This window comes from Rothia sp. HMSC069D01, from assembly GCF_001810135.1.
Taxonomy (GTDB): domain Bacteria; phylum Actinomycetota; class Actinomycetes; order Actinomycetales; family Micrococcaceae; genus Rothia.
The window spans coordinates 151,799-175,869 of the sequence record NZ_KV800093.1; the positions used below are offsets into that span (position 1 = coordinate 151,799).

A 24,071-nucleotide genomic window follows, 5' to 3' on the forward strand; every position below is an offset into this window, starting at 1 on the left:
TCATGGATGATCAGCCCCGCACTACCGAGCCGTACCCTGACACTAATACGCGCAGTATTTATCTGGGGTCTACCCGTCTGGCTCATGAGCATTTGGTGGCGCAGTCGCAGGTGGTGCTCCGCCTGGGCCGCATCCTGATGAAGTCGGGTGCGAGCGCATACCGTATTAAGGCGTCGATGGCGCGTTTGGCGAAGGCTGTGGGGTTGAAGGAGCATCACGCGCAGGTGACCTTCACCGAAATTTCGACTTCTTCGTACACTGACGGTAATTTCCGTACTGAGGTGGCTGAGCAGCGCACGATGGGCATTAACGCTCATAAGCTGGATCAGTTGGGTAAGTTCATTTCTGAGCTTCCTGAAAAGATTACTCCGGCGGAGGCGAATGCTGAGCTGGACCGTATCGATTCGGCGAAGCCTCTGTACACCCGCTGGATGTTGGCGCTGGCGTCGGCGGTGGCGTGTGCCGGGTTCGCGTTCTTGAACCGTGGCGGTCTGGTGGAGTGCACGGTGGTGTTCTTCGCGGCGGGTGCCGGCCAGTTTTTGCGTTCGACCCTGCTCAAGCGCGGGGTGAGCCATTTGGCAACGTGGATGGCGTGCGGCTTCCTGGCGGCGGGCCTGTACATTGCGCTTGTTAATGTGCTGGTCGCGGCGGGTTGGATTAGCCCGAACCATATGATTGGTTTCATTTCGTCGGTACTGTTCTTGGTGCCCGGTTTCCCCATGGTGACGGGCATGCTCGATATTTCCCGCATGGACTTTTTGGCGGGTATTTCGCGTCTAACCTATGTGGGTTTGTTGTTGCTGAGTGCGTCGTTTGCGGTGTGGGTTTTGGGCTCGCTCTTCCATTTGCCGCTGGCTGCCCCGGCGCCTCTTAACCTGGATCCAATCCTGTATTTGGTGTTGCAGGTGCTTTCCTCGGGTGTTGCGGCGGCTGGCTTCGCGATGCTTTTTGCCGCATCCCCGGTGGCGTGCCTGTGGGGTGGCGTGATTGCTGCGGTGGCGAACCCCGCCCGTATCCACATGGTGGAGGCGGGCATGCCCGCGCATATGGCGGCAACGATTGCCGTGTTTGGTGTGGGTATTTTGGCTGAGATTGTGGCGCCGCTGCATCAGCGTAAGTACACGCGTATTTCCCTGTCGGTTCCGGCGGTGGTGACGATGGTTCCGGGTGTTCCGTTCTACCGTTCGATGTCGCATTTTGCCAGCGGTGACATGTACTCGGCGACGACCGGTTTTGTGCAATCCATGCTGATTTTCATGGCATTGGGTATGGGCCTGGCGTTTGTGCGTCTGCTCTTTGATAAGAACTGGCTGTTCGATCAGGACACTCAGGTGCTGAACCGTCTGGACACTGACCGGCACCTGCGTTAGCGCGTTGCGCCCCCCCTGTTCTTTATTTTTCTCTGTTCCCTAACTTGTCTGTTGTGTTTTATCGTCACCTTTCGGTACGTTCAGGTGCTTGTCACCTGCGGTTCATCTGTAGCGCCTATGATGGTTAGGGTACGGGACGCTCATAGCGTGCGGGCTCCGTTGCCTGGTGCGCATCGTCCCTTGTAATTCTTTAGTTCGCCGTCTCGTTTGAAAGGCACCGATACGATGACTCCTTCCTCTACCCACCCGCTGCACCACGAAGCCAGCGAGAAGCTGTTTGAACGTTCTCGCGCGGTGATTCCCGGTGGCGTGAATTCCCCGGTGCGTGCTTTCAATTCTGTGGGCGGCACCCCCGCGTTTGCCGCGAAGGCTAAGGGCGCGTACCTGTACGATGCGGACGGCAACGAGTACGTTGACCTGGTCTGCTCGTGGGGTCCGTCGATTCTGGGTCACGCGCATCCGCAGGTAGTTGAGGCGGTTCAGCAGGCGGCTGAGCGCGGCCTGTCCTTTGGTGCGGCGAGCGCGCCGGAGGCTGAGCTGGCTGAGCTGGTGGTCAACCGTATTAACGCGGCGATTCCCGGCGCTATTGATCAGGTGCGTATGGTGTCGACCGGTACTGAGGCGACCATGACTGCGATTCGTCTGGCGCGTGGTGTGACCGGTCGCGACAAGATTATTAAGTTTGCGGGCTGCTACCACGGTCACGTGGATGCGCTGCTTTCCGAGGCTGGTTCGGGTGTGGCTACCCTGGCGCTGCCGGGTTCTGCTGGCGTGACTGCCGCAACCGCCGCGGAGACCATCGTTCTGCCCTATAACGACCTGGACGCTGTACGTGAGGCGTTCGCAAACCACGAGGGTCAGATTGCCGCAATTATTACTGAGGCGGCGCCCTGCAACATGGGCGTGGTGACCCCCGAGCCCGGTTTCAACCGTGGCCTGCACGAGATTGCTCACGCGAATGGTGCGCTCGTCATTTTTGATGAGGTGCTGACCGGTTTCCGTGTGTCTTCGGCTGGTTACTGGGGTTACGCGGCTCCCGAGGATGGCGGCTGGGTTCCCGATATTTTCACGTTCGGCAAGGTCATTGGTGGCGGTATGCCCATCGCGGCGCTGGCCGGTAAGCGTGAGGTCATGGAGCACCTGGCGCCGGTCGGTCCGGTCTACCAGGCGGGTACTCTCTCCGGTAACCCGCTGTCGGTTGCGGCGGGCATTACGACCCTGACCCTGGCTGATGCTGCCGTCTACGCGCACCTGGATTCGCGTAGCGCCCAGCTGCAGCAGGCTCTGACCGAGGCGTTCAACGCCGCCGGTGTGGACCACTCCATCCAGAGCGCCGGTAACCTCTTCTCGGTCGCGTTCGGCACCTCCGAGGCGGGCGTGCACAACTACGCCGACATCAAGGCGTCGGCAACCAGCCGCTACAACGCGTTCTTCCACTCCATGCTCGAATCCGGCGTGTACCTGCCGCCGAGCGCGTTCGAGGCGTGGTTCGTTTCTGCCGCCCACAATGATGAGGCGATGGACCGTATCATCTCGGCTCTTCCGGCTGCCGCAGCTGCTGCCGCATCCGCTTAGGGGTTCGAGAGACGTAAGGAGGTGAGCCGCTCATGGATCTGAGCGCTCTGGGACTGCCTATGGAGCAGCTACGCGACGTGTGGCTGATCGCCTTCATGGTGTACCTGGGCTTGTGCCTGCTGGTGGATATCGCCTACCCGGTGCCCATCAAGAAGGAGAAGGCAGCCGAACTGTACCTTGAGGTGTCCGGTTCGCCCGTTGATGAGGCGCGCCGCGCCACCGCGGAACGCACCGCGATGGGTGCGCCGCTGAGCTCCTCCCGCAAGGGTAGCGCCACGAAGAAGGCGAAGAAGAAGCTGGATTCTATTGAGGGCGCCGGCGTGTTTAGCGGCTGGTTCCACGTGGTCATGTACCTGTGGGGCTGGATTGTGGCGGTCTCTATCTTCACCCTGTACTGGGATATCGTGTACGACGGTGTTGTACTACCGGCGCTGATTCTGCCGTTCCTCATGGTGTACCTGGGTGCGCGTATTGGCCGCCGTCAGTGGCGTGCAGTTCGCGGATACAGCAAGGACGACCGTGTGCTGGGCATGCCGCGCATCTACTCGGCGACGCTGGGTAAGCTGAGCGCACCGTTCCGTGTGCGCGGCACGGTGCCGGGTGTAGAGCCGATCCGTGACGACCGCACCGCCTACTGGATCCTCGGCGGTATTGCGTTCCTGCTCGCCTCGGTCTTCTTAGTTTCGCTGGCGGGCTGGAGCATCGACGAGGATTGGGAAGCGATCTATATCGGTCACGCATCCTGGTTCTTGCTGGCGGCGGGCGTTCTGCTGATCATCATATTGCTGATGCGTAGCCGCGATTACGTGCTGTACAACCCGGATTCGTTCCAGGCTGGGCGTCTGCTCCTTCCGGCGAAGTCCCGCCCCTACTCTGAGGTTCGCGCATTCCGTGTGTACCCGAAGAACCCGGACGCTATCAAGCTGAACCCAAAGGACGCGAGCCAGTGGACGCTGGAGATTCTGCTCCCCGGCGGCCGCAAGCACGACTATTCGCTGAATGAGCACCAGATTGATTGTTTGGTGGCGCAGATTGCGTTCAACATTGAGCAGGGACGCTGGGCGCAGCTGGATTCGCCGGCGGACCGTGAAATGTTGGCGAAGTACTTCGTGGACGGCCGCGTCATCTGCACGACCATGGGGTACAAGCCTGCCGGTAAGCATGCGGAGGAGGCGGCACGCCGCGCGTCCTTCCAGAAGGCGCAGTACAAGTAAGCGAGTTGCTTTAATACCGCGAGAAGCCACATGTGTTTCGAGAAGCCACGTTTTATGTTGCTTTTCGAAACACATGTGGCTTCTCAGCACCGTAGACACACCATCACCGATCCCCCGTAAAGAGACACCGATAGAGAGGACAATTCATGGACCTTGCAGCCCTGGGCCTGCCCCTGGAGCAGGTGCGCAACGTGTGGCTGGTGGCGTTCTTCATCTACCTGGCGTGCTGCCTGCTGGTGGAGGTCGCCTACCCGACGCTCATTAGCGCCTCGCGAGCGCGCGAAGTCTACACCTCGGTCATGGGTTCCCCCGTCGAGGATGTGAAGGAGGCAATTACAGAGCTCGCGGATGCTGGCACTCACCTCACGTCCGAGCAGGAAGAAGCGGCATTCCGCAGGGCTGAAGCCCAGCTGGAAAGCATCAAAGGCTCAAACGCCATTATGGATTTCGGGCATATCCTCGTGTACGGCTGGGCGTGTGTCATCGTCTATTCGACGTTCGTTCTGTACTGGGATATGGCGTACGACGGAATCCTAATTCCGGGGCTGCTTCTGCCGTTCCTCATGGTATATTGGGCGGCGCGCTGGGGTCGCCGCGGCTGGCGCGTCGCACGCGGTTTCAGCCCCAATGAACGTCATCTGGGCATGCCCGCTATTTACACCAGGACGCTGGGTCGGCTCAGTGCCCCGTTCCGCGGCACGGTTGCCATGCCCAGTAGTGAGCCCATTCAAGTTGATTGGAAGGGGCAGGGAATCTTCCTCTTTGTGGCTCTTCCTGTCGGTGGTTTCTTCCTGCTCTGCTACCTTCATTCGCTCGCGAACACCGAGCTGCTCGAGTATGTACCCACCTACATCGGCAAGACCTCAATAGCGTTTCTTGTTGTCTACGTGTTCGCCATTCCGTACCTGTGGTGTACGGTGCGTTCGTACTACCGGTTCACGCCGACCGTGGTGAAGCGTGGGCGTATTTTCCGTTCGCCCAAGGTCTATCAGTACTCCGATATTGAGCGGTTCAAGGTTTACCCCTGGTACACGGGCGATCCCGAGGATATAGACCCTGATCAGCAGATGCCCAGTGATTGGCGTATTGCCGTCACTTTCTCTAACGGTTCCCTAGAGACTTTTGGCTTCGGGGATTACCGCATCGATTGTTTGGTGGCACATATTGCGTTCAAGCTGGAGCAGGAACGCTGGGCAGATGTGGATTCCCCGGCGGACCGCGAGAAACTGCCCCTGTATTTCGTGGAGGGGCGCGCTATCTGCCTGACGCTGGGCTACAAGCCGGCGAATGAGCTCACGGAAAAGGCGGCGCGTATCGCGTCCTTCCGCGCAGTGGATTAGCGGCTGATTAGCATAAACGGCGAAAAGCCACACACCATCACCGAGACCCGTAGAGAGGACGACTCATGGAGCTAAGCGCTTCCGCACCCCTGGAGGAGATTCCTCCCCGAGCCAGACGAGTCTGGAAAAGAAACCAGTTCTATTTTGAAACCCACTTTGTGCTGTTTCTGGCTTTCTGTGTTTTCTTCTATGCACTCGTTGGCTGGACCATTCTGGGTGTTCGCCCGATGTCTCGCCGTGACGCGTCCATCATGTTGGGGCTTGTCGCCGCTATAACCTTTGCGACTCGCTGGTATTGCAAGAGGCGGTACCTGCTGTTCAACCCCGATTCGTTCTACGTCGGGCGGCTTTTCCTGCCCGCGAAGAAGTACCGTTACACCGATATTGAGGAGTTCTGCGTCTTCCCGAAGAACCCCAAACAGATCAAGCCGACCTTCTACGAGCCCTCGCAATGGCAGATAGAAATCAAGGTGCCGTCCAGAATCCCGCCGAACCTCGCTCAGCGCATGCCGTGGCTGCGCAGGCACATTGTGGCGGTGCACGATGAGCGTGTCGTCTGCCTGACCTCCCAGGTTGCGTTCTACCTGGAGCAGGAACGCTGGGCGGACCTGCGCTCCCCCGCCGACCGCGAGATGCTGGCGGAGTACTTCACCAACGGCAACATTGTGTGCACCTCCCTCGGGTACAAGCCAGTCAGCGAAGAACAAGCATAAACGGCGAAAAGCCACATGCTGTTCGTACAGCATGTGGCTTCTCTCGGTTAAAAACCAAGTTTGTTTGCCAGTTGTATATACAACCAACTAAATGCAAACGTATTAGCTAAATTTAAATAGCTCGAATTGCATTTCCGTCGACGTTTTCAGCCTTCTGACCATTCTCAAAAGAAACGGTGTACTGAGTAGTAAAGAAACCGCTGGTATCAGTCACTACTCCACGCGTACCCTTGGGGACACTGCTGAAGATACCTACAGAAATATCCTGTACAGCGATGACTTCGTCGCCTCGTTGCAAATCTGCCATGATATTGTTCTCCTTTGAAGTTGAGATGCAGTTACATATCGCAACCACATCTGAAGTCTACTATGAACATATCCCCAAGTCAACCATGAATAGCTCGGGGGAAACCAGAGTTACGATAACGCAATTACTATAGAAATACATTTATGCTCCCTAGGCCCCTAAACCTGGTTCTAGTGAGATATCTTCCTCGGAGCCTCCCGCGGAAATGGCCCACGCTTCTCTGCAAAGTGACTAATTCCCCTTAGACCCCACACTTCCTTCCAGAGGTTACGAGTTAGATCTCATCCGCTGACTAGTTCTCTCGTAAGATAAATAATTTTGCATCCAACATCCCCAACGCCGCAAAGCACTCATACTGCAGTAGTCCGCCTACATCTTCATTGCAACAGATTTTTTACATTTTCATCTCATCCGGTTGCACCCTAATACAACCTGAAAATCTTATTATATTTTTCTATTTTTACTCCCAGTTTTAGTCACGGAAAGCGAGAAGCCACATGTGTTTCGAGAAGCCACCAAAGACGTGGCTTTTCGAAACACATGTGGCTTCTCAGCGTTCAAGGAGGGAGGGGGTTAGGCGTCCAGCTCGCGGAGCCAGCCCGCCGCCTCCGTACCGTAATAAGTCAGGATGACGTCCGCACCGGCGCGGTGAATCGAACGCAACGACTCCAACACCACAGCCTTACGGTCAATCCAGCCGTTCGCCGCAGCCGCCTCAATCATCGCGTACTCACCCGACACCTGATACGCCGCCACCGGCACCGGCGAAAACTCCGCCACCTCACGCACAATATCCAGGTAGCTGCCGGCAGGCTTCACCATGACCATATCCGCGCCTTCCTCCAGGTCAGCGCGCACCTCCAGCAGAGACTCACGGCGGTTCGCCGGGTCCTGCTGATAGGTCTTACGGTCACCCGTGAAGCTGGACTCCACCGCGTCACGGAACGGGCCGAAGAACGCCGAAGCGTACTTTGCCGAATACGCCAGAATCGACACATCCTCAAAGCCGGCCTCGTCCAGGGCAGCACGCATCGCCGCGATCTGGCCGTCCATCATGCCCGACGGGGACACCGTGTGCGCACCCGCGCGAGCCTGCGAAACCGCCATCTTGCAGTACAGCTCCACAGTCTCGTCATTATCCACCACGAGGGTGCCGTGGCCGTCATCGACCAGCACGCCGCAGTGGCCGTGGCTCGTGAACTCATCCAGGCAGGTGTCAGCCATAACCACCAGGTCGTCGCCGAACTCCTCACGGCACACCGCAATGGCACGGTTCAGGATGCCCTGCGGATCCCAGGCGGTCGAGCCGACCTCGTCCTTATCCTCATCGCGAGGAATGCCGAACAGGTCAATGCAACGGATGCCCGCCTCGTACGCCTCACGCACGGCGGGGATGATGCTCTCCAGGGTGTGCTGGTACTGACCGGGCATCGAACGAATCGGCTGCGGCTCGTCGATGCCGTCGCGAACGAAGAACACCTGAATCAGCTGCGCGGGGCGCAGGGTGGTCTCGGCGACGAGGGAGCGCATGGCTGCGGTGGTGCGCAGGCGGCGCGGGCGGCGGGTGAGGTTCATGATCTCTCCTGAAAACTCGATAAAAATATGTGGTCTTAGTAGATGAGGGATGCGCCTACATGAGGGACGCGGCGGCGCGCGCCAAATCCTGCGGTGACGGCGAATCGGCCTGCACGTAGCGCAGGTTCAGGGCGCGGCATGCGGAGGCGGTACTCGCCCCAATTGCCACCACCGGCGGCACGGATTCGGGCGGTAGCGCGGGTGCGCCGTCGAGTAGGGCGTGCAGGCGGGAGGGGGCGGTCACCACCAGCACATCCGGCGAGGGGGTTTCCGGGGCGGCGGCATCTACGGCATTCCCCTGTACGAGCGCGCGGGCGGTGCTGAGGCTCAGCTCGCCGGGCGCCACCTGCTCGGCGGGCACCATGTCGTAGAGCACGCAGCGGCGGCTGTCCCAGCCCAGGTCCTTGAGGCCTTCCCGCAGGGTCGGGCGGGCGTTGGAGCCCTCCAAAACCAGCACAGCGGGGGCTTCAGCTACGGGCTGCTCGAACTCCGCGAGCATTCCCGCGGCGCTCTGCACCTGCGGCTGAAAATCTGCATCCAGCCCGAGCTGGGCGTGTACGGCACGGGCGGTTGCCGTACCCACGCAAGCGATACACACTCCACCGCTCGCGCAGGCGCGGGCGAACTTGTCACCCCACAGCTCGGCGCAGGCGCGAACCGTGTTGGCGCTCGTGAAGCTCACCCACGCATAGTGGCCGGAGGCGAGCGCCTCCAGCGCGGCGGCGTGGTCTTCGCCGGGCTCGACGGTGCGTGCCTGCTGCAGCGGTGCGAAGAGTACCCGGCACTCCCCCAGCCCGTTCTGTGCGCATTCTTCGGCGAGGGCGCGTTCGAAGGCGGCGCCCTGGATGGCGGAGCGGGTCAGCAGAACCGTGCGCGGGGTTTCAGAAGGCGGGGCATCAACCTGCGGGGCATCAGCCAGCTGAGGTTCAGAACACGAGGCAGACATGATGCCTACTTCAGGTCCAATCCAGCCAGTGCGGCGGCACCCATCTGCAACAGGTCTTCCGCCACGCGCACGCCCAAGCGTTCGGCGCCGGGCACGTCCAGTTCGGCGGTTGCCGAGGTGTGGCGCAGCATGTCGGTGCCGTCGGGGGACGCCACCACAACGTTAAGCACCAGGTCGCCTTCAACCACGTGCGCGTACGCGCCGATGGGGGCGGCGCATCCGGCTTCGAGGCGGCGCAGCAGGGCACGTTCGGCGCTGACGGCGAGGCGGGTTTCGTGGTGGTTTGCGGCGAGCAGGGCACGGCCGAGGGCACGCACCGGGCGCGCCACCTCGGGGTCGGCAAGCACGGCGGGGTCCGGGTTCTCGAACTCGCTTTCGCGCACTTCCAAGGCGAGCGCGCCCTGGCCGGGGGCGGGCAACATGCGGGTGGGGTCTAGGTACTCGGTGATGAGTTCTTCCTTGCCCAGGCGCTTCAAGCCGGAGACGGCGAGCACCACGGCGTCGCAGTCGCCGCTGCGTTCGGTGCCTACGCCGTGGTCGGCGCGTTCGGAAGTTTCGGTGTTCTGGCGGAGCACGACCTGCTTGCCGGCGTGCTCTTCCAGGCCCTTCACGCGGCCGATGCGGGTGCCCACGTTACCGCGAATGTCGACGATTTCCAGGTCGGGGCGCAGGGCGCGCAGCTGTGCGGCGCGGCGGGGTGAGCCGGTGCCCACGCGGGAGCTTTCCGGCAGGGTGTCGATGGTCAGGCCGTCGCGTGCCACGAGGGCGTCGCGGGGGTCTTCACGCTTGAGGGTTGCGGCGACCACCAGGCCGGGGCAGGGCGCGGAGGGCAGGTCCTTGAGGGAGTGTACCGCCATGTCCACGCGGTTTTCTTCGGAGGCGTTCTCGCCGTCGAGCAGGCGCTGGCGCAGTGCCGCAGCGAATACGCCGGTGCCGCCAAGGGTCGCCAGGGGTCCGGTGAGCACGTCGCCTTCGGTTTTGACGGTGCGCAGGGTGAAATCCACGACCTCGGCATCTGCGGCGCCGTGGTGTGCCTGGTGTTCGGTGTAGAGGGAGGTGACGGTTTCAGCGGCAATACGGCTTTGGGTCAGGGCGAGAGCAGACCCGCGGGTGCCCAAGATGTACTCGTGATGGCTCATATCTCTCCTTTTCGGTGAGGTGTGTGATAGCCCGTAGGCGTGTGTGTCTGTGCGTTGAGCTGTGCCTGCAACTGTGTGCGCCGCAGCTGTGTGTGGGCTTGTAGGCAGTGCGGCTCCGACCCGCCCGCACACCCCGGTCAGGGGGTGCTGGGGCGAGCCGGAGCTACAGGGGTGGTGTTAGTGGGAGCAGCATCCGCCGGAGCCGCATCCACCGGAGCGGCTGGCGGGTGCGTTCTCAGAAGCGCTGTCCTCAGCGCCGGTAGTGCCGGGTGCGTACTCTGCGATGACCGGCTTCGGCGCGCCGCGACCGGGCTTGCAACAGCCGGGTTCGCACTCGTCGAACCAGCCGTACTGACCGCTCGCGCTCAGGGCGAGGACGCTCTCACGTTCGGGGCGCAGGTCGGCTGAAACGCCGTTCTCCACGCGCTCCTCGATGAGGCGGCGCAGCGACTCCACGTACGCCGGATGCGTGCCGGGGGTGGGGGTGCGCACGGCGACCACGCCCAGGCGCTCGCAGGTGTCCAGCGCCTCGGTGTCCAGGTCCCACTTGACTTCCATGTGGTCGGAGACGAAGCCGAGGGGCACCAGCACGACGCCCTCCACGGGGGCCTCGCCGTCCTCGCCGGGGTTGGCGGGGGTGGGCAGCGCCTCCAGGGCGTCGTTGACGTCCGGTTCCAGCCAAGGCATGGACGGCGGGCCGGAGCGGGACTGGTACACCAGCTCCCATTCGACGTTCTGCAGAAGCTGCGGAGCCTCATCGCGAACCAGCGAAAGCACGGCGCGGGCGACCTGCAGGTGCTTCTCCACGTAGGCGGAGCCGCCCTCATAGTTCACGCCGCGCGGGCCAGCCTCGTTCGCTGCGGAGGTCGGCACCGAGTGGGTGCAGAACATGATCCGCAGGCGCGGGTTCAGCGAACCGCTATCGCGTGCGGCAAGCTGCTCACGCACCGTGGCGAGGCCGTCCTTCAGCCCGTCAGCGAAGGCGCGGGAGAAGCCGGGCACGTCAAAGAACTGACGAATCTTGCCCACGTGTACGCGACCTTCCAGGCCGAGCTGCTCGATCGCCATGCCGTAGTCTTCACGGTACTGGCGGCAGCTCGAGTAGCCCGGGTAGGCGCTGGTCGCCAGCACGAGCACGTTGCGGTGGCCGTTCTCGTAGGCTTCGGCGAGCACGTCCTTCACGTAGGGCTTCCAGTTGCGGTTCGCCCAGGTGATCGGGATGTGCGGGCCGCGTTCAGCGAGCGCCTGCTGCAGTGCGGCGAGCAGGGCACGGTTCTGCTCGTTAATGGGCGAGATGCCGCCGTTGGCGCGGTAGTGGGTGGCGACCTCTTCGAGGCGCTCATCCGGGATGCCGCGGCCAGCGGTGACGTTGCGCAGGAACGGGATGACGTCCTCCTGCCCCTCGGGGCCACCGAAGGAGGAGAGAATCACCAGGTCGTAGGGGCGCGCCTCTTCGGCACGTTCACGGGTGATGCTGCGTTCGCTTCGGTAGTCACCGAGGGTCTGCTCGTTGAGCGCGGCGGGGCCGTTGGAGGCGGTGTTCGCCGGGTCGGTGCGGTTGGGTACCACGTCGTCCGGCAGGAGCGTGCCGTTGAGGGTTACGCCGTCGTTCGGCTGATGGCTCACGCCAGGACCTCTGCTACTTCGTCTGCGCCGATGCGGCGGCCGGTGTAGAAGGGGGTGTCTTCGCGAACGTGCAGGCGTGCTTCAGTGTTGCGGAAGTGACGCATCAGGTCGACGAGGTCCACGAGTTCGGGTGCTTCGAGGGCGAGGACCCATTCGTAGTCGTTCAGGCCGAACGATGCGACGGTGTTTGCCAGAACCTGCGGGAAGTCGATTGCCTTCATGCCGTGGTTCTTGAGCATTTCTGCACGTCGTTCGGGGTTCATGTAGTACCAGTCGTAGGAGCGTACGAAGGGGTAGACGCAGACCCAGGTTTCAGGTGCCTTGCCGCGTGCGTAGGCGGGGGCGTGGTTGCGGGTGAATTCTGCTTCGCGGTGTACGCCCATGGTGGACCAGACGATGGTGGTGCCTGCGAACAGTGCGGTGCGGCGAATCTTGCGGACTGCTGCCTGCAGCTTTTCGGGGTTCTGGCCGTGGGTCCAAATCATGATGTCGGCGTTGTCGCGCATTGCGGAGACGTCGTAGATGCCGCGCAGGGTCACGCCCTCGGCGGCCAGCTGCTCAACAACCTTCTCGAATTCGGCACGAGCCTCGTCGGTGTTAGCCTCTGCCGGGCGTGCGCCGGAGCGTGCGAACACGGTGTACAGGGCGTAGTGCAGGGTTTCGCCTTCTTCGCGGCCGCGGCGGTTCTCGTCGGCTGCGGAGTGCTGGACTGCGTAGCCCTTGGGTGCGCCGCCGTAGCCGTGGCCTGCGTGGGTGTAGCCGCCCTGACCTGCGCCGTGTGCGCCGCCGTGGCCGTGTGCTGCGTGATCGTGAGACATTGTGTGTTCCTTTCTTCAGCGAGGGTTCGCTGTGCTGGAGGCGCGGCTTCCGTAGCTGCGCGTTTTCTCAATTTTTTGGTCTAGTTACTGGCTGAGCTGAGTTATTGGCTGAGCTTCTGCCGCCGCTGCGCCGTCTACTTGGCGGTTGCGGCTTTCGGGGAGGTGACGCCTTCCCAGTCCTGCGCCGCGTGGTAGATGAGGCGGTCCATCTGCTCGTAGGTGTCTTTGACGGTTAAGACCAGGCCGGAGCCTGCCGCCCAGGAGCCGACGGTGCTAAGGGTTCCGAGTTCGCTGGCGCGTTCGCGGAATTCTTTGACTCGGTCGCGGTGGCCGGGGGTGGAGGCGGGTAGTACACCGCGCCAGCGTACGACGTCCGCGTCGACGAGGTTGTTGTGGGTGAGGGCTACGTCCATCATGCGGCTTGCGTCGCGCAGGGCGAGGGTGATGAGCTGCTCGTCTGCGAGGGCGACTTCGGAGAAGCGGGAGTCTTCGCCGCCTCGGCCGTAGGACAGGCGTACCACGTGGCGTCCGGGGCCTGCGGCCTCGGCGACCCACTGCCATTTGGCGGTGGCGTGGGTGAGTGCCTTGGCGCGTACGGCGGTGGCTTCTTCGGAGACGAGCAGGCCGGTACCGCGGGGGTGCTTGTCCAGGGCGGGGGCATCAACGACGAGGGTGACGAGGGCGACTTCGGGGCCGGGTTCCATGGCGGGTAGGGCGGTGGAGACGTGCGGGCCGATGAGTCGTGCCACGGTCGGGCCGTCGGTGGCGAGCACCAGGTAGTCGGCGTAGAGGGGGGTGTTTTCGCCGTCGGTGGTGTGGCGCTGGATGATGAACCACTGGCCGGTGGATTCGTCGCGGTCAACGGCGATGACATCGAATCCGGTGACGATGCGAACACCGGAGGCGTACAGGTCTTCGACGAGACGTTCGGACAGCTGGTTCATGCCGCCCACAATACCGGCGACCTGTGAGCCTGCGGGGGCTGCCGAGCGGAAAGCGTGCGCTGCGGCGGCGAGGGAGCGGTGCTTGCGGAAGGCTTCGCGCAGACCGGGGATGGTCGCATCGACGTCGAGCTTATCGGGGTGGGTGGAGTACACGCCGGAGACGACGGGTGCGACGAGGTTGTCGAGCACTTTCTGGCCCATGCGGATGCGCACGAGCTCACCGAGGGTCTTCGCGTTCTCGCCTGCGGAGACGGGCAGGAACTTGTCCACCTGGGCGCGGCGCAGACCGTTCTTACCGATGACGGGGATCAGCGACTTATCGTTCACATTGCCGGGGATGCCCATGATGCCGGTGCTGGGGGTGCGACGGGCGCCCTGCGGCAGGTACAGCCAGGAGCCGTAGGAGTTGGGGGTGACGATCTGGTCGCCCAGGCCGAGTTCCTTGACGAGGTCGCTGACAATGGGGCTGCGGGTTGCGAAGGATTCTGCGCCGGAGTCCAGCAGAAGGCCGCCAACTTCGTGGGCACCAACGGCACCGCCGAGGTGGTGGCGCTGTTCGAGCAGGGTGACGCGCATACCGGCTGCGGCGAGGCGGCGTGCGGAGATCAGGCCGGAGGGGCCGCCGCCGATGACGATGGCGGTGGGTGCCTTCTCGTTGCGGGTGAAAGCTCGTGCGTTCTGGGGCGCGGCGGAGGAACTGACCTGTGCGGTGCGGTGCGGTGCCTGGTTGGTGTGGCCCATGGTGGTTCTCCTTTGGTCTGCCTGCAGTGGAGTTGCCCATTGCGGTAACGGGTGTGGTGGTTGGTTCGGGGTGCAGATGTTCGGTGCAGATGCCGGGGGGGGTGTCCGGCATCTGCGCCGTCTATTTATCGTTATTTATCCTAGGCCTGCGCGGTGCGTTCGTGGATATATGCCACGAGGTCGGTGAGCACCTGCGGGTCGGTGGTCGGGGGTACGCCGTGGCCGAGGTTGACCACGTGCGAGGGGGCGGCATTGCCTTCTGCGAGCACTTCGTCCACGTGTGCGTAGAGGTTTTCGCTACCTGCGGCGAGCAGTGCCGGGTCGATGTTGCCCTGCAGGGGTACGGCGCCGTTGAGCAGGGTGTTCGCTGCCGAGAGCGGCAGGCGGTAGTCCACGCCGATGACGTCTGCGCCGGCTTCGTGCATGGCGGGCAGTAGCGCGGTGGTGCCGGTGCCGAAGTGGATGCGCGGCACACCGTATTCGCGCACCATATCGAGGGCGGTTGCGGAGTGCGCCTGCACGTAGCGGCGGTAGTCGCTTTCGCCGAGGGAACCAGCCCAGGAGTCGAAGAGCTGCACGGCGGATGCGCCTGCCTCGATCTGTGCGCGCAGGAACTGGCCTGCGGTGCGGGCTGCCCAGGCGGCGAGTTCGTGCCAGGCGGCGGGGTCGGAGTGCATCATGGTGCGCGGGCGCAGGTGGTCGCGGGAGGGGCCGCCTTCGACCATGTATGCGGCGACGGTGAAGGGGGCTCCAGCGAAGCCTATGAGCGGGGTGTCGCCGAGCATTTCTACGGTGGCGGCGACGGCTTCGCGGATGGGGTCGAGGTCGCTGTCTTTGAGTTCGGGCAGGGCGCGCACCTCGTCGAGGGTGCGTACGGGCTGATCGAGCACGGGGCCCCTACCGGGCACGATGTCGACGTTGACGCCCGCGAGCTTCATGGGGATGACGATGTCGGAGAAGAAGATGCCGGCGTCGACCTTGTGGCGACGGACGGGCTGCACGGTGATTTCTGCGGCGAGGTCGGGGGTGAGGCATGCGTCCAGCATGGGGATGCCTTCGCGTACCTGGCGGTATTCGGGCAGGGAGCGGCCTGCCTGGCGCATGAACCAGACGGGTCGGTGGCTGGAGGGGCGGCCGGTGAGGGCACGGAGCATGGGCGAGTCGGCGGTAGTGCCTGCGCGCAGGGGGTGGTTGGCGGGTAGGTGTGCGAGCTGCTCGTCGGTGAGCAGGGGTCGCTGGGCGTCAGTGGGGTGTGCGGGCAGGGAAGGTGCCTGTGCGGTGCCCTGTGCCGACGCGGGGCCCTTTTCCGATGCGGGGGTGGTGTGCTGGTTTTCGCTCATAGTCTCTAGTGTGACAGGTTTATGTGGGCGTTTTTGCGACACTATGTCATGGTGACTCTTACCTAATGATGGCTTTCTTAGCAGTGAGGGACACCTTAGTTCGTGCCTACTCTTCGTGCCCGCATCCCCCACCGCGCAGATTTTCTTGCCCCCTACGATGATGGAACTTAGGTTCTATGAGCTTTACAGGGGCTTAGTCGGCGTGGTTATGATTAGTCTCTAGTGAGTACTTATGCATTTGTGGCATCGCACCACACCGTTGATTTGACCACCGTCGCTGCGTTGAGCGCCGGTGCCTCTGGCGTACCCGATGTTCTGGCGGCGGATATCGCACGTCAACTCGGTGTTAAGGGTGCAGTAGTTCTTGCCACCTGTAACCGCCTTGAAATGTATGTTCAGCTGCACGTCTCTGCGCATGTGCACATGGTTCGTGAGCTGATTGTTGATTCGATTGCGCAAACCTCCGGCCTGGATAAGGAGCTAGTTGCCTCCAGCTTCGACCTGTTCGAAGATGAGGAGGCGGCACGCCACCTGCTGACGGTCGCCTCCGGCCTGGAGTCTGCCGTGGTTGGCGAGCGCGAAATCGCCGGTCAGGTACGCCGTGCCCTGGCCGCCGCGCAGGCGAAGGCGCAAGAGGACGGCGTACCCCTTCCCGGTGAGCTGGTTCAGCTGTTTGAGCATGCGGCGCATACGGCTCGTCAGGTGGGTCAGCATACGGCGCTTGGCGCCCAGGGCCGCTCGATTGTGTCTGTTGCCCTGGATCTTGCGGATGAGGTTGCCGAGAAGGACTGGTCGACCCGACGCGCCCTGATTTTTGGTACAGGTGCTTACGCGGGCGCGACCATTGCGGCTCTGCGTGAGCGCGGTTGCACCGATATTTGGGTCAATTCCCGTTCGGGTCGTGCCGCCGAATTCGCGGCAAAGCGCGAAGTTTCTGCGGTGCCGGTGGACGGCATGGAACAGGCCATGGCTTCTGCCGACGTCATTATTGGCTGCTCCGGCGGATCCGACCCGCTGCTTCCCGAGCAGATTCCGGGCGGTCACCACACGATTCTTGACCTTGCTCTTTCACGTGACTTTGATCCGTCGGTCGCTGACCTGCCGAATGTTGAGCTGATTACGCTCGAGTCGGTGCGCCTTGCCGCCCCCGAGGAGACCGAGGAATCCGTGGCGACGGCTACGCGCATTGTGGAGTCTGAGCTGGCGGCGTTTGTGTCTCGTCAGCGTTCCCGCACGATTGACTCCGCGATTGTTGCGCTGCGCTCGCACACTATGGATGTGCTGGATTCTGAGCTGGAGAAGGTACGTAACCAGTTTGGTTGCGGTGCGGCGACGGAGCAGTTTGAGCTGGCGATGCGCCGCATGGTGAAGTCCCTGCTGCACACCCCGACAGTGCGCGCCAAGAAGCTGGCGTCGGAGGGCCGCGCAGAGGATTACGTGCAGGCGCTGGAGACTCTCTACGGTATTCAGGTGGAGGACTCTTAAGAGCTTCTTCTCCCCCGCTCTTCCCGGTATTTTCCGGCGTTTTCCGGTATTTTTCTGGCGTTTTTCGCATGCCCACCCCCGTTTTCACACGGGTTTTGCGTGGGGTTTTGCGCGTATTTTCACGCATCCGGCGGCGAGTATTTTATTAGCCCCCGGCGAAGTACCGCCCGTTCACGGTGCCGATGGGCGCATTCACGCTAGAGTAGATGCTAGATAAGACAGTTCCCATACCCGGCGCACGTTTGGTTGCGCCGGACTATTCTGCGAGGAGACTCATGGAAATCAAGATTGGCATTCGCCACATTGCTCGTGAAATCGTTGTTGAGACCAGTGAGGCTAAGGAAATCCTCATGGAGAAGGTCTCGAAGGCTATTGAGGATGGCTCGCTGCTGCAGATTATGGATGATAAGGGCAACACCACCCTGATTTCTGGCGCTCAGATTGGCTACGTCGAGCTGGGTTCCGACGCTAAGCGTCACGTTGGTTTCGGTATCGGCGCCTAATTAGTTTCGGTAGCTGTTTACCCTTTAGCTTGAGCTTTCCCCCGCATCCGTCACGATGCGTAACCGCGCTTTATGCGCTGTGTGCGTGCGCTGTATGCACCACGTGGTTACGCCGTGCCGAATGCGGGGTTTTGCGTTTTAAACCGCCTACACAAAAACCTTGCGATACCCGGTTTTGAGGCGGTATATCGCCCATCACGGGCGCAAACCACAACCGGTCGGGGGTGCGCCGGAAGCAAATCCAGGTTAATATTGAGGGGTTAAGTGAATGACCGGTCGTACCCCTTTCAAGACCCCGAGGCTGCACCGCCTTCTCATCATGAATGAACCATGAGTAATAACCATGCGTGCAGGCGGCGTCTCGGTAAGAATTTCCCGTGTAAGAATTTCCCGCGGCCGGCTTTCGACGCCCGCCCGTCACCGCCTCCACTACCGAGGCGCTGGCTGGTACATCCCCCATTACGGGGAGAAACACACCCCGAGCAGGGGTAGAAAGATACGGTCCAGTGACTGAAACGAACACGCAGGAAACCACTCAGACTGCAAAGTCCTTCGCCGACTTCGGCGTTCGCCAGGATATTAGCGACGCCCTCGCGGCGGTTGGCATTACCTCCCCCTTCCCCATCCAGGAGCTGACTCTTCCCGTGGCTCTGTCTGGCCAGGACATCATTGGTCAGGCAAAGACCGGTACCGGTAAGACCCTCGGCTTCGGTCTGCCCACTATTCAGCGTGTGGTCGGCCGCGAGGATGAGGGTTGGGCTGATTTGGAGCACCCCGGCGCACCTCAGGCGCTGATTCTGGTTCCGACCCGTGAGCTTGCCATTCAGGTGGGCGAGGACCTGGCGATTGCTGCGAAGCTGCGCAACGCCCGCGTCGCGACCCTGTACGGTGGTGTGCCGATTGAGCCTCAGGCTGAGCTGCTGCGCCGCGGCCTGGAGGTTGCGGTGGGCACCCCCGGCCGCATTATCGACCTGTACCAGCAGGGCTTCCTGAACCTGAAGCAGGTTAAGATTGTGGTCCTCGATGAGGCTGACGAGATGCTGGATTTGGGTTTCCAGCCGTCGGTTGAGAAGATCCTCAGCTACCTGCCGGAGGACCGCCAGAGCATGCTGTTCTCCGCAACCATGCCCGGCCCGGTCATTGCGATGGCACGCCAGTACATGACCAAGCCCATGCGCATTAGCGCCGCTGACCCCGAGGACGCCTCAAAGACTAAGGCGTCGATCCGCCAGGTCGTCTACCGTGCGCACCACCTGGATAAGGACGAGATGATTGGCCGCATTCTGCGCGCTACCGGCCGCGGCCGTACCGTCATCTTCACCAAGACCAAGCGTGATGCTGCCCGCGTGGCGGAGGAGCTGGTGAACCGCGGCTTCGCTGCCGCTCCCCTGCACGGTGATTTGAACCAGGTTGCGCGTGAGCAGGCGCTGAAGGCGTTCCGCACCGGCAAGGTCGACATTCTGGTCGCGACCGACGTGGCGGCTCGCGGTATTGACGTTGAAGACGTGACCCACGTGATTAACCACCGCGTGCCTGAGGATGAGAAGACCTACCTGCACCGTACCGGTCGTACCGGTCGTGCGGGCAATGAGGGTACCGCCATCACCCTGGTGGACTGGGATGACCTGCCGCGTTGGAAGGTCATTAACGACGCCCTGGAGTTGGGTGTTCCTGAGCCGGTTGAGACCTACTCTTCCTCTGAGCACCTGTTCTACGACCTGAACATTCCGGCTGGCACTAAGGGCCGCCTGCCGCGCGAGGAGCGTGTGGCTGAGGGCATGGGCGATGAGTTCTTTGAGGGCGCCCGCGACTCGCGTGATGGCCGCCCGGCTCGTTCTCGCGGTGGCCGCGACGGTTCCCGTGAGGGTGGTCGTTCTGGCGGTCGTGACGGTGAGAAGGGTTCGCGCCGTTCTCGCGGCGGTCGTGACGGTGGCCGTGAGGGTCGTTCCGGTGAGGGCCGCGGCGAGCGCCGTAGCCGCTCCGAGGGCCGCAAGCGCACTGAGCGTTCTTCCGAGCGTAACGAGCAGGCCGCATCCGAGCGTACCGAACGTTCTGCTGAGCGTTCTGAGCGTGCACCTCGTCAGCGTCGCCGTACCCGCCGTGTTGAGGGTCAGCCCGTGGAGGGTGAGGGTCGCCGCCGTACCCGTCGCCGTTCTGAAGGCTCGCGTGCTGAGGGCTCTCGTTCTGAGGGTTCTCGCGGTAAGGGCCGTGGCGCTGACCGTGCTGGTTCTGAAGGCTAGGGCCGGGGTTGGGTATTTCAGCATCCCCGGCGCCCGCCGCGCCTTCCCCCGCCGCTGAGGCGAACCGCACGGATTCGACTGTTTTCGATCCGCAGGGCCCGTCGCTGCTGGTGCAGGCAGATAACCTGGAGTATCTGCGTGAACTACCCGATGGTGCGTTCACCGTGATTTATATTGACCCGCCGTTCAATACGGGTAAGAAGCAGACGCGCCGCACGTTGAGCGCGGAGGCTTCTGAGAAGGGTGACCGCACCGGTTTTAAGGGCAAGAGCTATTCGAGCACCCTGCAGACTCTGGCGAGCTATAACGACTCGTTCGAGGATTATTGGGCGTTCCTAGCGCCGCGTATTGAGCAGGCGCATCGTCTGCTTGCGCAGGACGGCACCCTGTACCTGCACCTGGATTGGCGTGAGGTTCATTATGTGAAGATTATGTGCGACATGATTTTTGGTCGTGAGAACTTCATTAATGAGCTGATTTGGGCGTATGACTACGGTGCGAAGTCTACGCGCCGCTGGCCGACGAAGCACGACAATATTCTGGTGTATGCGAAGGATCACCGTAGCTATTACTTCAATACTGCGGAGGTTGATCGTGAACCGTATATGGCTCCGGGTCTGGTGACTGAGGAGAAGGCTTCTCGCGGTAAGCTCCCTACGGATGTGTGGTGGCATACGATTGTGTCGCCTACGGGTAAGGAGAAGACGGGTTATCCTACGCAGAAGCCTACGGGTCTGTTGCGTCGTATGATTGCGGCGAGTTCCCGTCCGGGTGATTGGGTGTTGGATTTCTTCGCTGGTTCTGGTTCTACGGGTGCGGCGGCGGCTCAGCTGGGTCGTAAGTTCGTGTGTGTGGATCAGAATCCGCCGGCTATTGAGGTGATGGCTAAGCGCCTGGGTGTGGATCCGGTGTCGTTCGCTGAGTATCGTGGTGTTCCGCGTGGGGCGAGTGTGCTGTTCACGCCGAAGCGTACGGTGGGTGTTCGTGGCGGTACGAGTCGTGATGCGTTGACGGCGGCGAGCCGTCATGCGTTGAAGGCCGTGTTGGATACGCTCACGGAGACTACGCAACCGGTTGAGGGTGCGTCCTGCCGGTTTGTGCGTCACTGGTCGATGGATGCGGTGGATAAGAAGATGCGTATTGATGGGCGTGATGAGTTGCGTCGTCAGCGTCAGCATCAGGCGCGGGCTAAGGCTCGTGCGGCGCGGGCGGCTGCTCAGATGGATGCGGCGGCTGCGGGTGCGGTGTTGCAGCATCATGCCTCGCGTGAGAGCGTCTAGGCTGTCTTGTCTGCGCGTTCGTGAGAGCACGTGTTAAGAGTGTGGGGCGGATTCCCAATAAGGAACCCGCCCCACACTCTTTCGTCTTACTACTGAGAAGCCAGCTGCTCGCGGATACGTGCCACCGTCGCCGCATCCGTCGTATTCTCACCCAGCAGGTTCGGCTTACCCGCGCCGTGATAATCGCTCGAACCCGTCACCAGCACCTCACGGCCCGCCGCACGCTGACGCTCAATGAACTCCAGCAGGCGCGCGCGATCCTCCACCGAATTCTCACGGTGATACACCTCCACGCCCGCCAGGCCAGCCTCCACCATCAAACCCAGGTACTCCAGGCTCAACGCGGGTCCACGCATCGTACTCATCGGATGCGCAATCACCGGCACACCCCCAGCCTCACGCACCAGATGCACCGCCTCCAACGGGTCCAGCGCGTCCTGCGGCACATAGTAGGGGCTGCCCGTGTACAGCAGCTTCGCAAAAGCCTCAGAACGATCAGCAACCACACCAGCAGCAACCAGCGCATCAGCAATATGGGGGCGGCCCACCGCCGTGTTCCCCTCCCCCACCTGCGCCAACACGTCATCCCAGGTCAGCGGGTAGTCAGCGGCAAGACGGCTCACAATAGCCTGCGCACGACCTTCACGGCTGGCGCGAATCGCCTCCACACGGCGCGCCAACTCCGAACCCACCGGGTCAAAACCATAAGCGAGCAGATGAATAGTCTTCGTGCGTGCGCGGCCCTCACCATCGGTGTACCGATAACGGCAGGAGAACTCGGCACCCGGCAGAAAATCCAGACCGTGCTCATCCGCCAGCTGAGCCGCCTGCGCCCAACCAGCCGTCGTATCGTGATCAGTCAGCGCAAACCCAGCCAACCCGGCGCGAGCAATCAGCGGCACCAGCTCGGTCAGACTCTGCGTGCCGTCAGAAATAGCGGAGTGAATATGCAAATCGTAACGCCCGGCACGGTTCAGATTTTCAGGCGCACCCGATTCAGCGGGCTGCAGTGCCTGCTGCGCATTAGGTGCACTATTTCGGTGTTCTGTCTGCGTCATATTCTCTCCTTCCCCGCCCCTGCTAGTTCGTCGCCACCTCAGCGGGGTTTTAAGGTATGTCATCTACTCTTCTGATTCAACCCTACCAATATCGGCGGCGCAATATCAGGCACCCGGTCGCAAGTCAAAGATATATTCTGCCCCACCGCGCCCCTCTTATGGTCAAAAGCGCTAAAACACCTGCCCACCTGTGGTGAAGGAGATATGATTAACCCATGACTGAGAACAACGAGAAGAGCACCGAAGCTCAGAAGAACGACCACCGCAGCACCCCTAAGGCGTCTGCGTTCACCGAATTCATTGCTAAGGACTGGGCCAAGGCCGAAGATGACGGCTACACCCGCGAGCCCGTAGCAGACTACGCAGCTGAGCGCCGCGCCAAGATCTCCAAGGCATTCCCCGGCGAGCGCCTCGTCCTGCCTGCAGGCCCGCTGAAGGTCCGCTCCAACGACTGCGACTACCGCTTCCGCCCCCACTCGGCGTTTGCGCACCAGACCGGCCTGGGCATCGACCACGAGCCTGACGCCGTGCTGATCTTCGAGCCCGTCGAAGAGGGTACCGGCGACAACGGCTCCAACCACGAGGTCACCCTGTACTTCCGCCCGCTGGCTGGCCGCGACACCACCGAGTTCTACGCGGATGCACGCTACGGCGAGTTCTGGGTTGGTCCCCGCCCCACCCTGAAGGAATTCTCCGAGCGCTTCGGTCTGCGTACCCGCGACCTGTCCGAGCTTGAGGTTGCTATCACCAAGAACGCCGGTAACCAGGGCCTGGGCGGCGTGAACATCCGCCTGGTCCGCAACGTTGACCCGGCTGTTGACGCGCTGGTTGACACCTCCCGCTACAACACCGGCGTGGAGCTGGAGCAGGCTGACAAGCTGGACTCCGAGCTGGCTGTGGCTCTCTCCGAGGCTCGCCTGATTAAGGACGCTATCGAGGTTGAGAACCTGCAGCGTTCCGTTGACATGACCGTCAAGGGCTTCGAAGAGGTCATTCGTGCACTGCCGAAGGCTAAGGAGCACCACCGCGGTGAGCGCGTCGTTGAGACTGCGTTCTTCTCCGTGGCACGTACCGACGGTAACGACCTGGGCTACGACACCATCGCAGCGTGCGGTAACAACGCAACCATCCTGCACTGGATCCGTAACAACGGCACCGTCGATGACGGCAAGCTGCTGCTGCTGGACGCAGGCGTTGAGGACGACACCCTGTACACCGCAGACGTGACCCGCACCTTCCCCGTGAACGGTAAGTTCACCGAGGTTCAGGCGAAGGTCTACAACGCTGTGCTGGATGCCGCTGACGCTGCATTCGCTGTGGCTAAGCCGGGCACCAAGTTCTACGAGATTCACGAGGCAGCCATGAACGTTCTGGCGCACCGTCTGGAAGAGTGGGGCCTGCTGCCGGTTTCCGCTGATGTTTCGCTCACCGTTGAGGGCGGTCAGCACCGCCGCTGGATGCCGCACGGCACCAGCCACCACCTGGGCCTGGATGTGCACGACTGCGCACAGGCTAAGGCTGAGCTGTACATGTGGGCTGAGCTGGAGCCGGGCATGGTCTTCACCATTGAGCCGGCCCTGTACTTCAAGGACGAGGACCTGTCGGTTCCCGAGGAGTACCGCGGTATCGGTATCCGCCTTGAGGACGACGTGCTCTGCACCAAGGACGGCAACGTGAACCTGTCTGCTGCACTGCCCCGCACCGTTGAGGGCATTGAGGAGTGGATGGCGAAGCTGGCGAAGTAAGCCTGACTCTTCACACCACCAGCACCGGTTAGTGCCGGTTGTATGTGCATAGCGAAAGCCCCTCACCGATTCGTTTCGGTGAGGGGCTTTTCGCGTATCTTCTGCGCTGCGT

Annotated in this window: 19 protein-coding genes; 10 read left to right on the top strand and 9 right to left on the bottom strand. The window is 62.0% G+C overall.

Annotation, left to right across the window (positions count from 1 at the left end; translation table 11 throughout):
- Nucleotides 1-2 precede the first annotated feature (2 nt).
- The 5 genes from HMPREF2710_RS03280 to HMPREF2710_RS03300 all read left to right on the top strand — a co-directional run bounded on the left by HMPREF2710_RS03280 (nt 3) and on the right by HMPREF2710_RS03300 (nt 6,212).
- Complete coding sequence (locus tag HMPREF2710_RS03280; RefSeq protein WP_070599482.1) at nt 3-1,370, top strand: threonine/serine exporter family protein; 1,368 nt, start codon at nt 3-5, stop codon at nt 1,368-1,370.
- Between the two features lie 225 nt (nt 1,371-1,595).
- Nucleotides 1,596-2,945, top strand: a complete 1,350-nt coding sequence (gene hemL / locus HMPREF2710_RS03285) for a glutamate-1-semialdehyde 2,1-aminomutase (protein WP_070599484.1) — start codon at nt 1,596-1,598, stop codon at nt 2,943-2,945.
- Nucleotides 2,946-2,977: 32 nt separating this feature from the next.
- Complete coding sequence (locus HMPREF2710_RS03290; RefSeq protein ID WP_049349425.1) at nt 2,978-4,159, top strand: hypothetical protein; 1,182 nt, start codon at nt 2,978-2,980, stop codon at nt 4,157-4,159.
- A 146-nt stretch (nt 4,160-4,305) separates the two neighbouring features.
- A complete protein-coding gene (locus HMPREF2710_RS03295) occupies nt 4,306-5,499 on the top strand; it encodes a carboxylate transporter (protein ID WP_070541623.1) in 1,194 nt (397 codons plus the stop codon).
- A gap of 65 nt (nt 5,500-5,564) precedes the next feature.
- A complete protein-coding gene (locus HMPREF2710_RS03300) occupies nt 5,565-6,212 on the top strand; it encodes a hypothetical protein (RefSeq protein WP_246822898.1) in 648 nt (215 codons plus the stop codon).
- Nucleotides 6,213-6,324: 112 nt separating this feature from the next.
- Here HMPREF2710_RS03300 and HMPREF2710_RS03305 read toward each other — a convergent pair whose 3' ends face one another.
- From HMPREF2710_RS03305 to hemE, 8 genes are all read right to left on the bottom strand, one after another.
- On the bottom strand, nt 6,325-6,519 hold the full coding sequence (locus HMPREF2710_RS03305; protein ID WP_070541620.1) for a hypothetical protein: 195 nt from the start codon (nt 6,517-6,519) through the stop codon (nt 6,325-6,327).
- A gap of 573 nt (nt 6,520-7,092) precedes the next feature.
- Nucleotides 7,093-8,094, bottom strand: coding sequence for a porphobilinogen synthase (gene hemB, locus HMPREF2710_RS03310; protein ID WP_070599487.1), 1,002 nt, complete (start codon nt 8,092-8,094; stop codon nt 7,093-7,095).
- A gap of 55 nt (nt 8,095-8,149) precedes the next feature.
- Nucleotides 8,150-9,040, bottom strand: coding sequence for a uroporphyrinogen-III synthase (locus HMPREF2710_RS03315; RefSeq protein ID WP_083303478.1), 891 nt, complete (start codon nt 9,038-9,040; stop codon nt 8,150-8,152).
- 5 nt (nt 9,041-9,045) lie between these two features.
- A complete protein-coding gene (locus tag HMPREF2710_RS03320; RefSeq protein ID WP_070599489.1) occupies nt 9,046-10,179 on the bottom strand; it encodes a hydroxymethylbilane synthase in 1,134 nt (377 codons plus the stop codon).
- Nucleotides 10,180-10,356: 177 nt separating this feature from the next.
- Entirely contained in the window at nt 10,357-11,805 is a 1,449-nt protein-coding gene (locus HMPREF2710_RS03325; RefSeq protein ID WP_070599491.1) for a ferrochelatase, read from the bottom strand.
- Nucleotides 11,802-12,623, bottom strand: coding sequence for a hydrogen peroxide-dependent heme synthase (gene hemQ, locus HMPREF2710_RS03330; RefSeq protein ID WP_070599493.1), 822 nt, complete (start codon nt 12,621-12,623; stop codon nt 11,802-11,804). Before hemQ ends, HMPREF2710_RS03325 begins: the two co-directional genes overlap by 4 nt.
- A gap of 134 nt (nt 12,624-12,757) precedes the next feature.
- On the bottom strand, nt 12,758-14,308 hold the full coding sequence (hemG, locus tag HMPREF2710_RS03335) for a protoporphyrinogen oxidase (protein WP_070599495.1): 1,551 nt from the start codon (nt 14,306-14,308) through the stop codon (nt 12,758-12,760).
- A gap of 140 nt (nt 14,309-14,448) precedes the next feature.
- Nucleotides 14,449-15,648, bottom strand: coding sequence for a uroporphyrinogen decarboxylase (gene hemE, locus HMPREF2710_RS03340; protein WP_070599496.1), 1,200 nt, complete (start codon nt 15,646-15,648; stop codon nt 14,449-14,451).
- A gap of 222 nt (nt 15,649-15,870) precedes the next feature.
- Here hemE and HMPREF2710_RS03345 point away from each other — a divergent pair, with 222 nt between their 5' ends.
- From HMPREF2710_RS03345 to HMPREF2710_RS03360, 4 genes are all read left to right on the top strand, one after another.
- A complete protein-coding gene (locus HMPREF2710_RS03345; protein ID WP_070599498.1) occupies nt 15,871-17,133 on the top strand; it encodes a glutamyl-tRNA reductase in 1,263 nt (420 codons plus the stop codon).
- A 275-nt stretch (nt 17,134-17,408) separates the two neighbouring features.
- Nucleotides 17,409-17,636 carry a DUF3107 domain-containing protein gene (locus HMPREF2710_RS03350; protein ID WP_005505268.1) on the top strand — a complete coding sequence of 76 codons (228 nt, stop codon included), beginning with the start codon at nt 17,409-17,411 and terminating at the stop codon, nt 17,634-17,636.
- Nucleotides 17,637-18,142: 506 nt separating this feature from the next.
- Nucleotides 18,143-19,876, top strand: coding sequence for a DEAD/DEAH box helicase (locus HMPREF2710_RS03355; protein ID WP_070599499.1), 1,734 nt, complete (start codon nt 18,143-18,145; stop codon nt 19,874-19,876).
- A gap of 8 nt (nt 19,877-19,884) precedes the next feature.
- Nucleotides 19,885-21,156, top strand: a complete 1,272-nt coding sequence (locus tag HMPREF2710_RS03360) for a DNA-methyltransferase (protein ID WP_049362559.1) — start codon at nt 19,885-19,887, stop codon at nt 21,154-21,156.
- An 89-nt stretch (nt 21,157-21,245) separates the two neighbouring features.
- Here the strand turns inward: HMPREF2710_RS03360 and HMPREF2710_RS03365 are convergent, their stop codons facing one another.
- Nucleotides 21,246-22,214: a PHP domain-containing protein gene (locus HMPREF2710_RS03365; protein ID WP_083303480.1), complete on the bottom strand. Its 969-nt coding sequence runs from the start codon at nt 22,212-22,214 to the stop codon at nt 21,246-21,248.
- A 215-nt stretch (nt 22,215-22,429) separates the two neighbouring features.
- Here HMPREF2710_RS03365 and HMPREF2710_RS03370 point away from each other — a divergent pair, with 215 nt between their 5' ends.
- Entirely contained in the window at nt 22,430-23,959 is a 1,530-nt protein-coding gene (locus HMPREF2710_RS03370) for an aminopeptidase P family protein (protein ID WP_070599501.1), read from the top strand.
- The last annotated feature ends 112 nt before the right edge of the window (nt 23,960-24,071 follow it).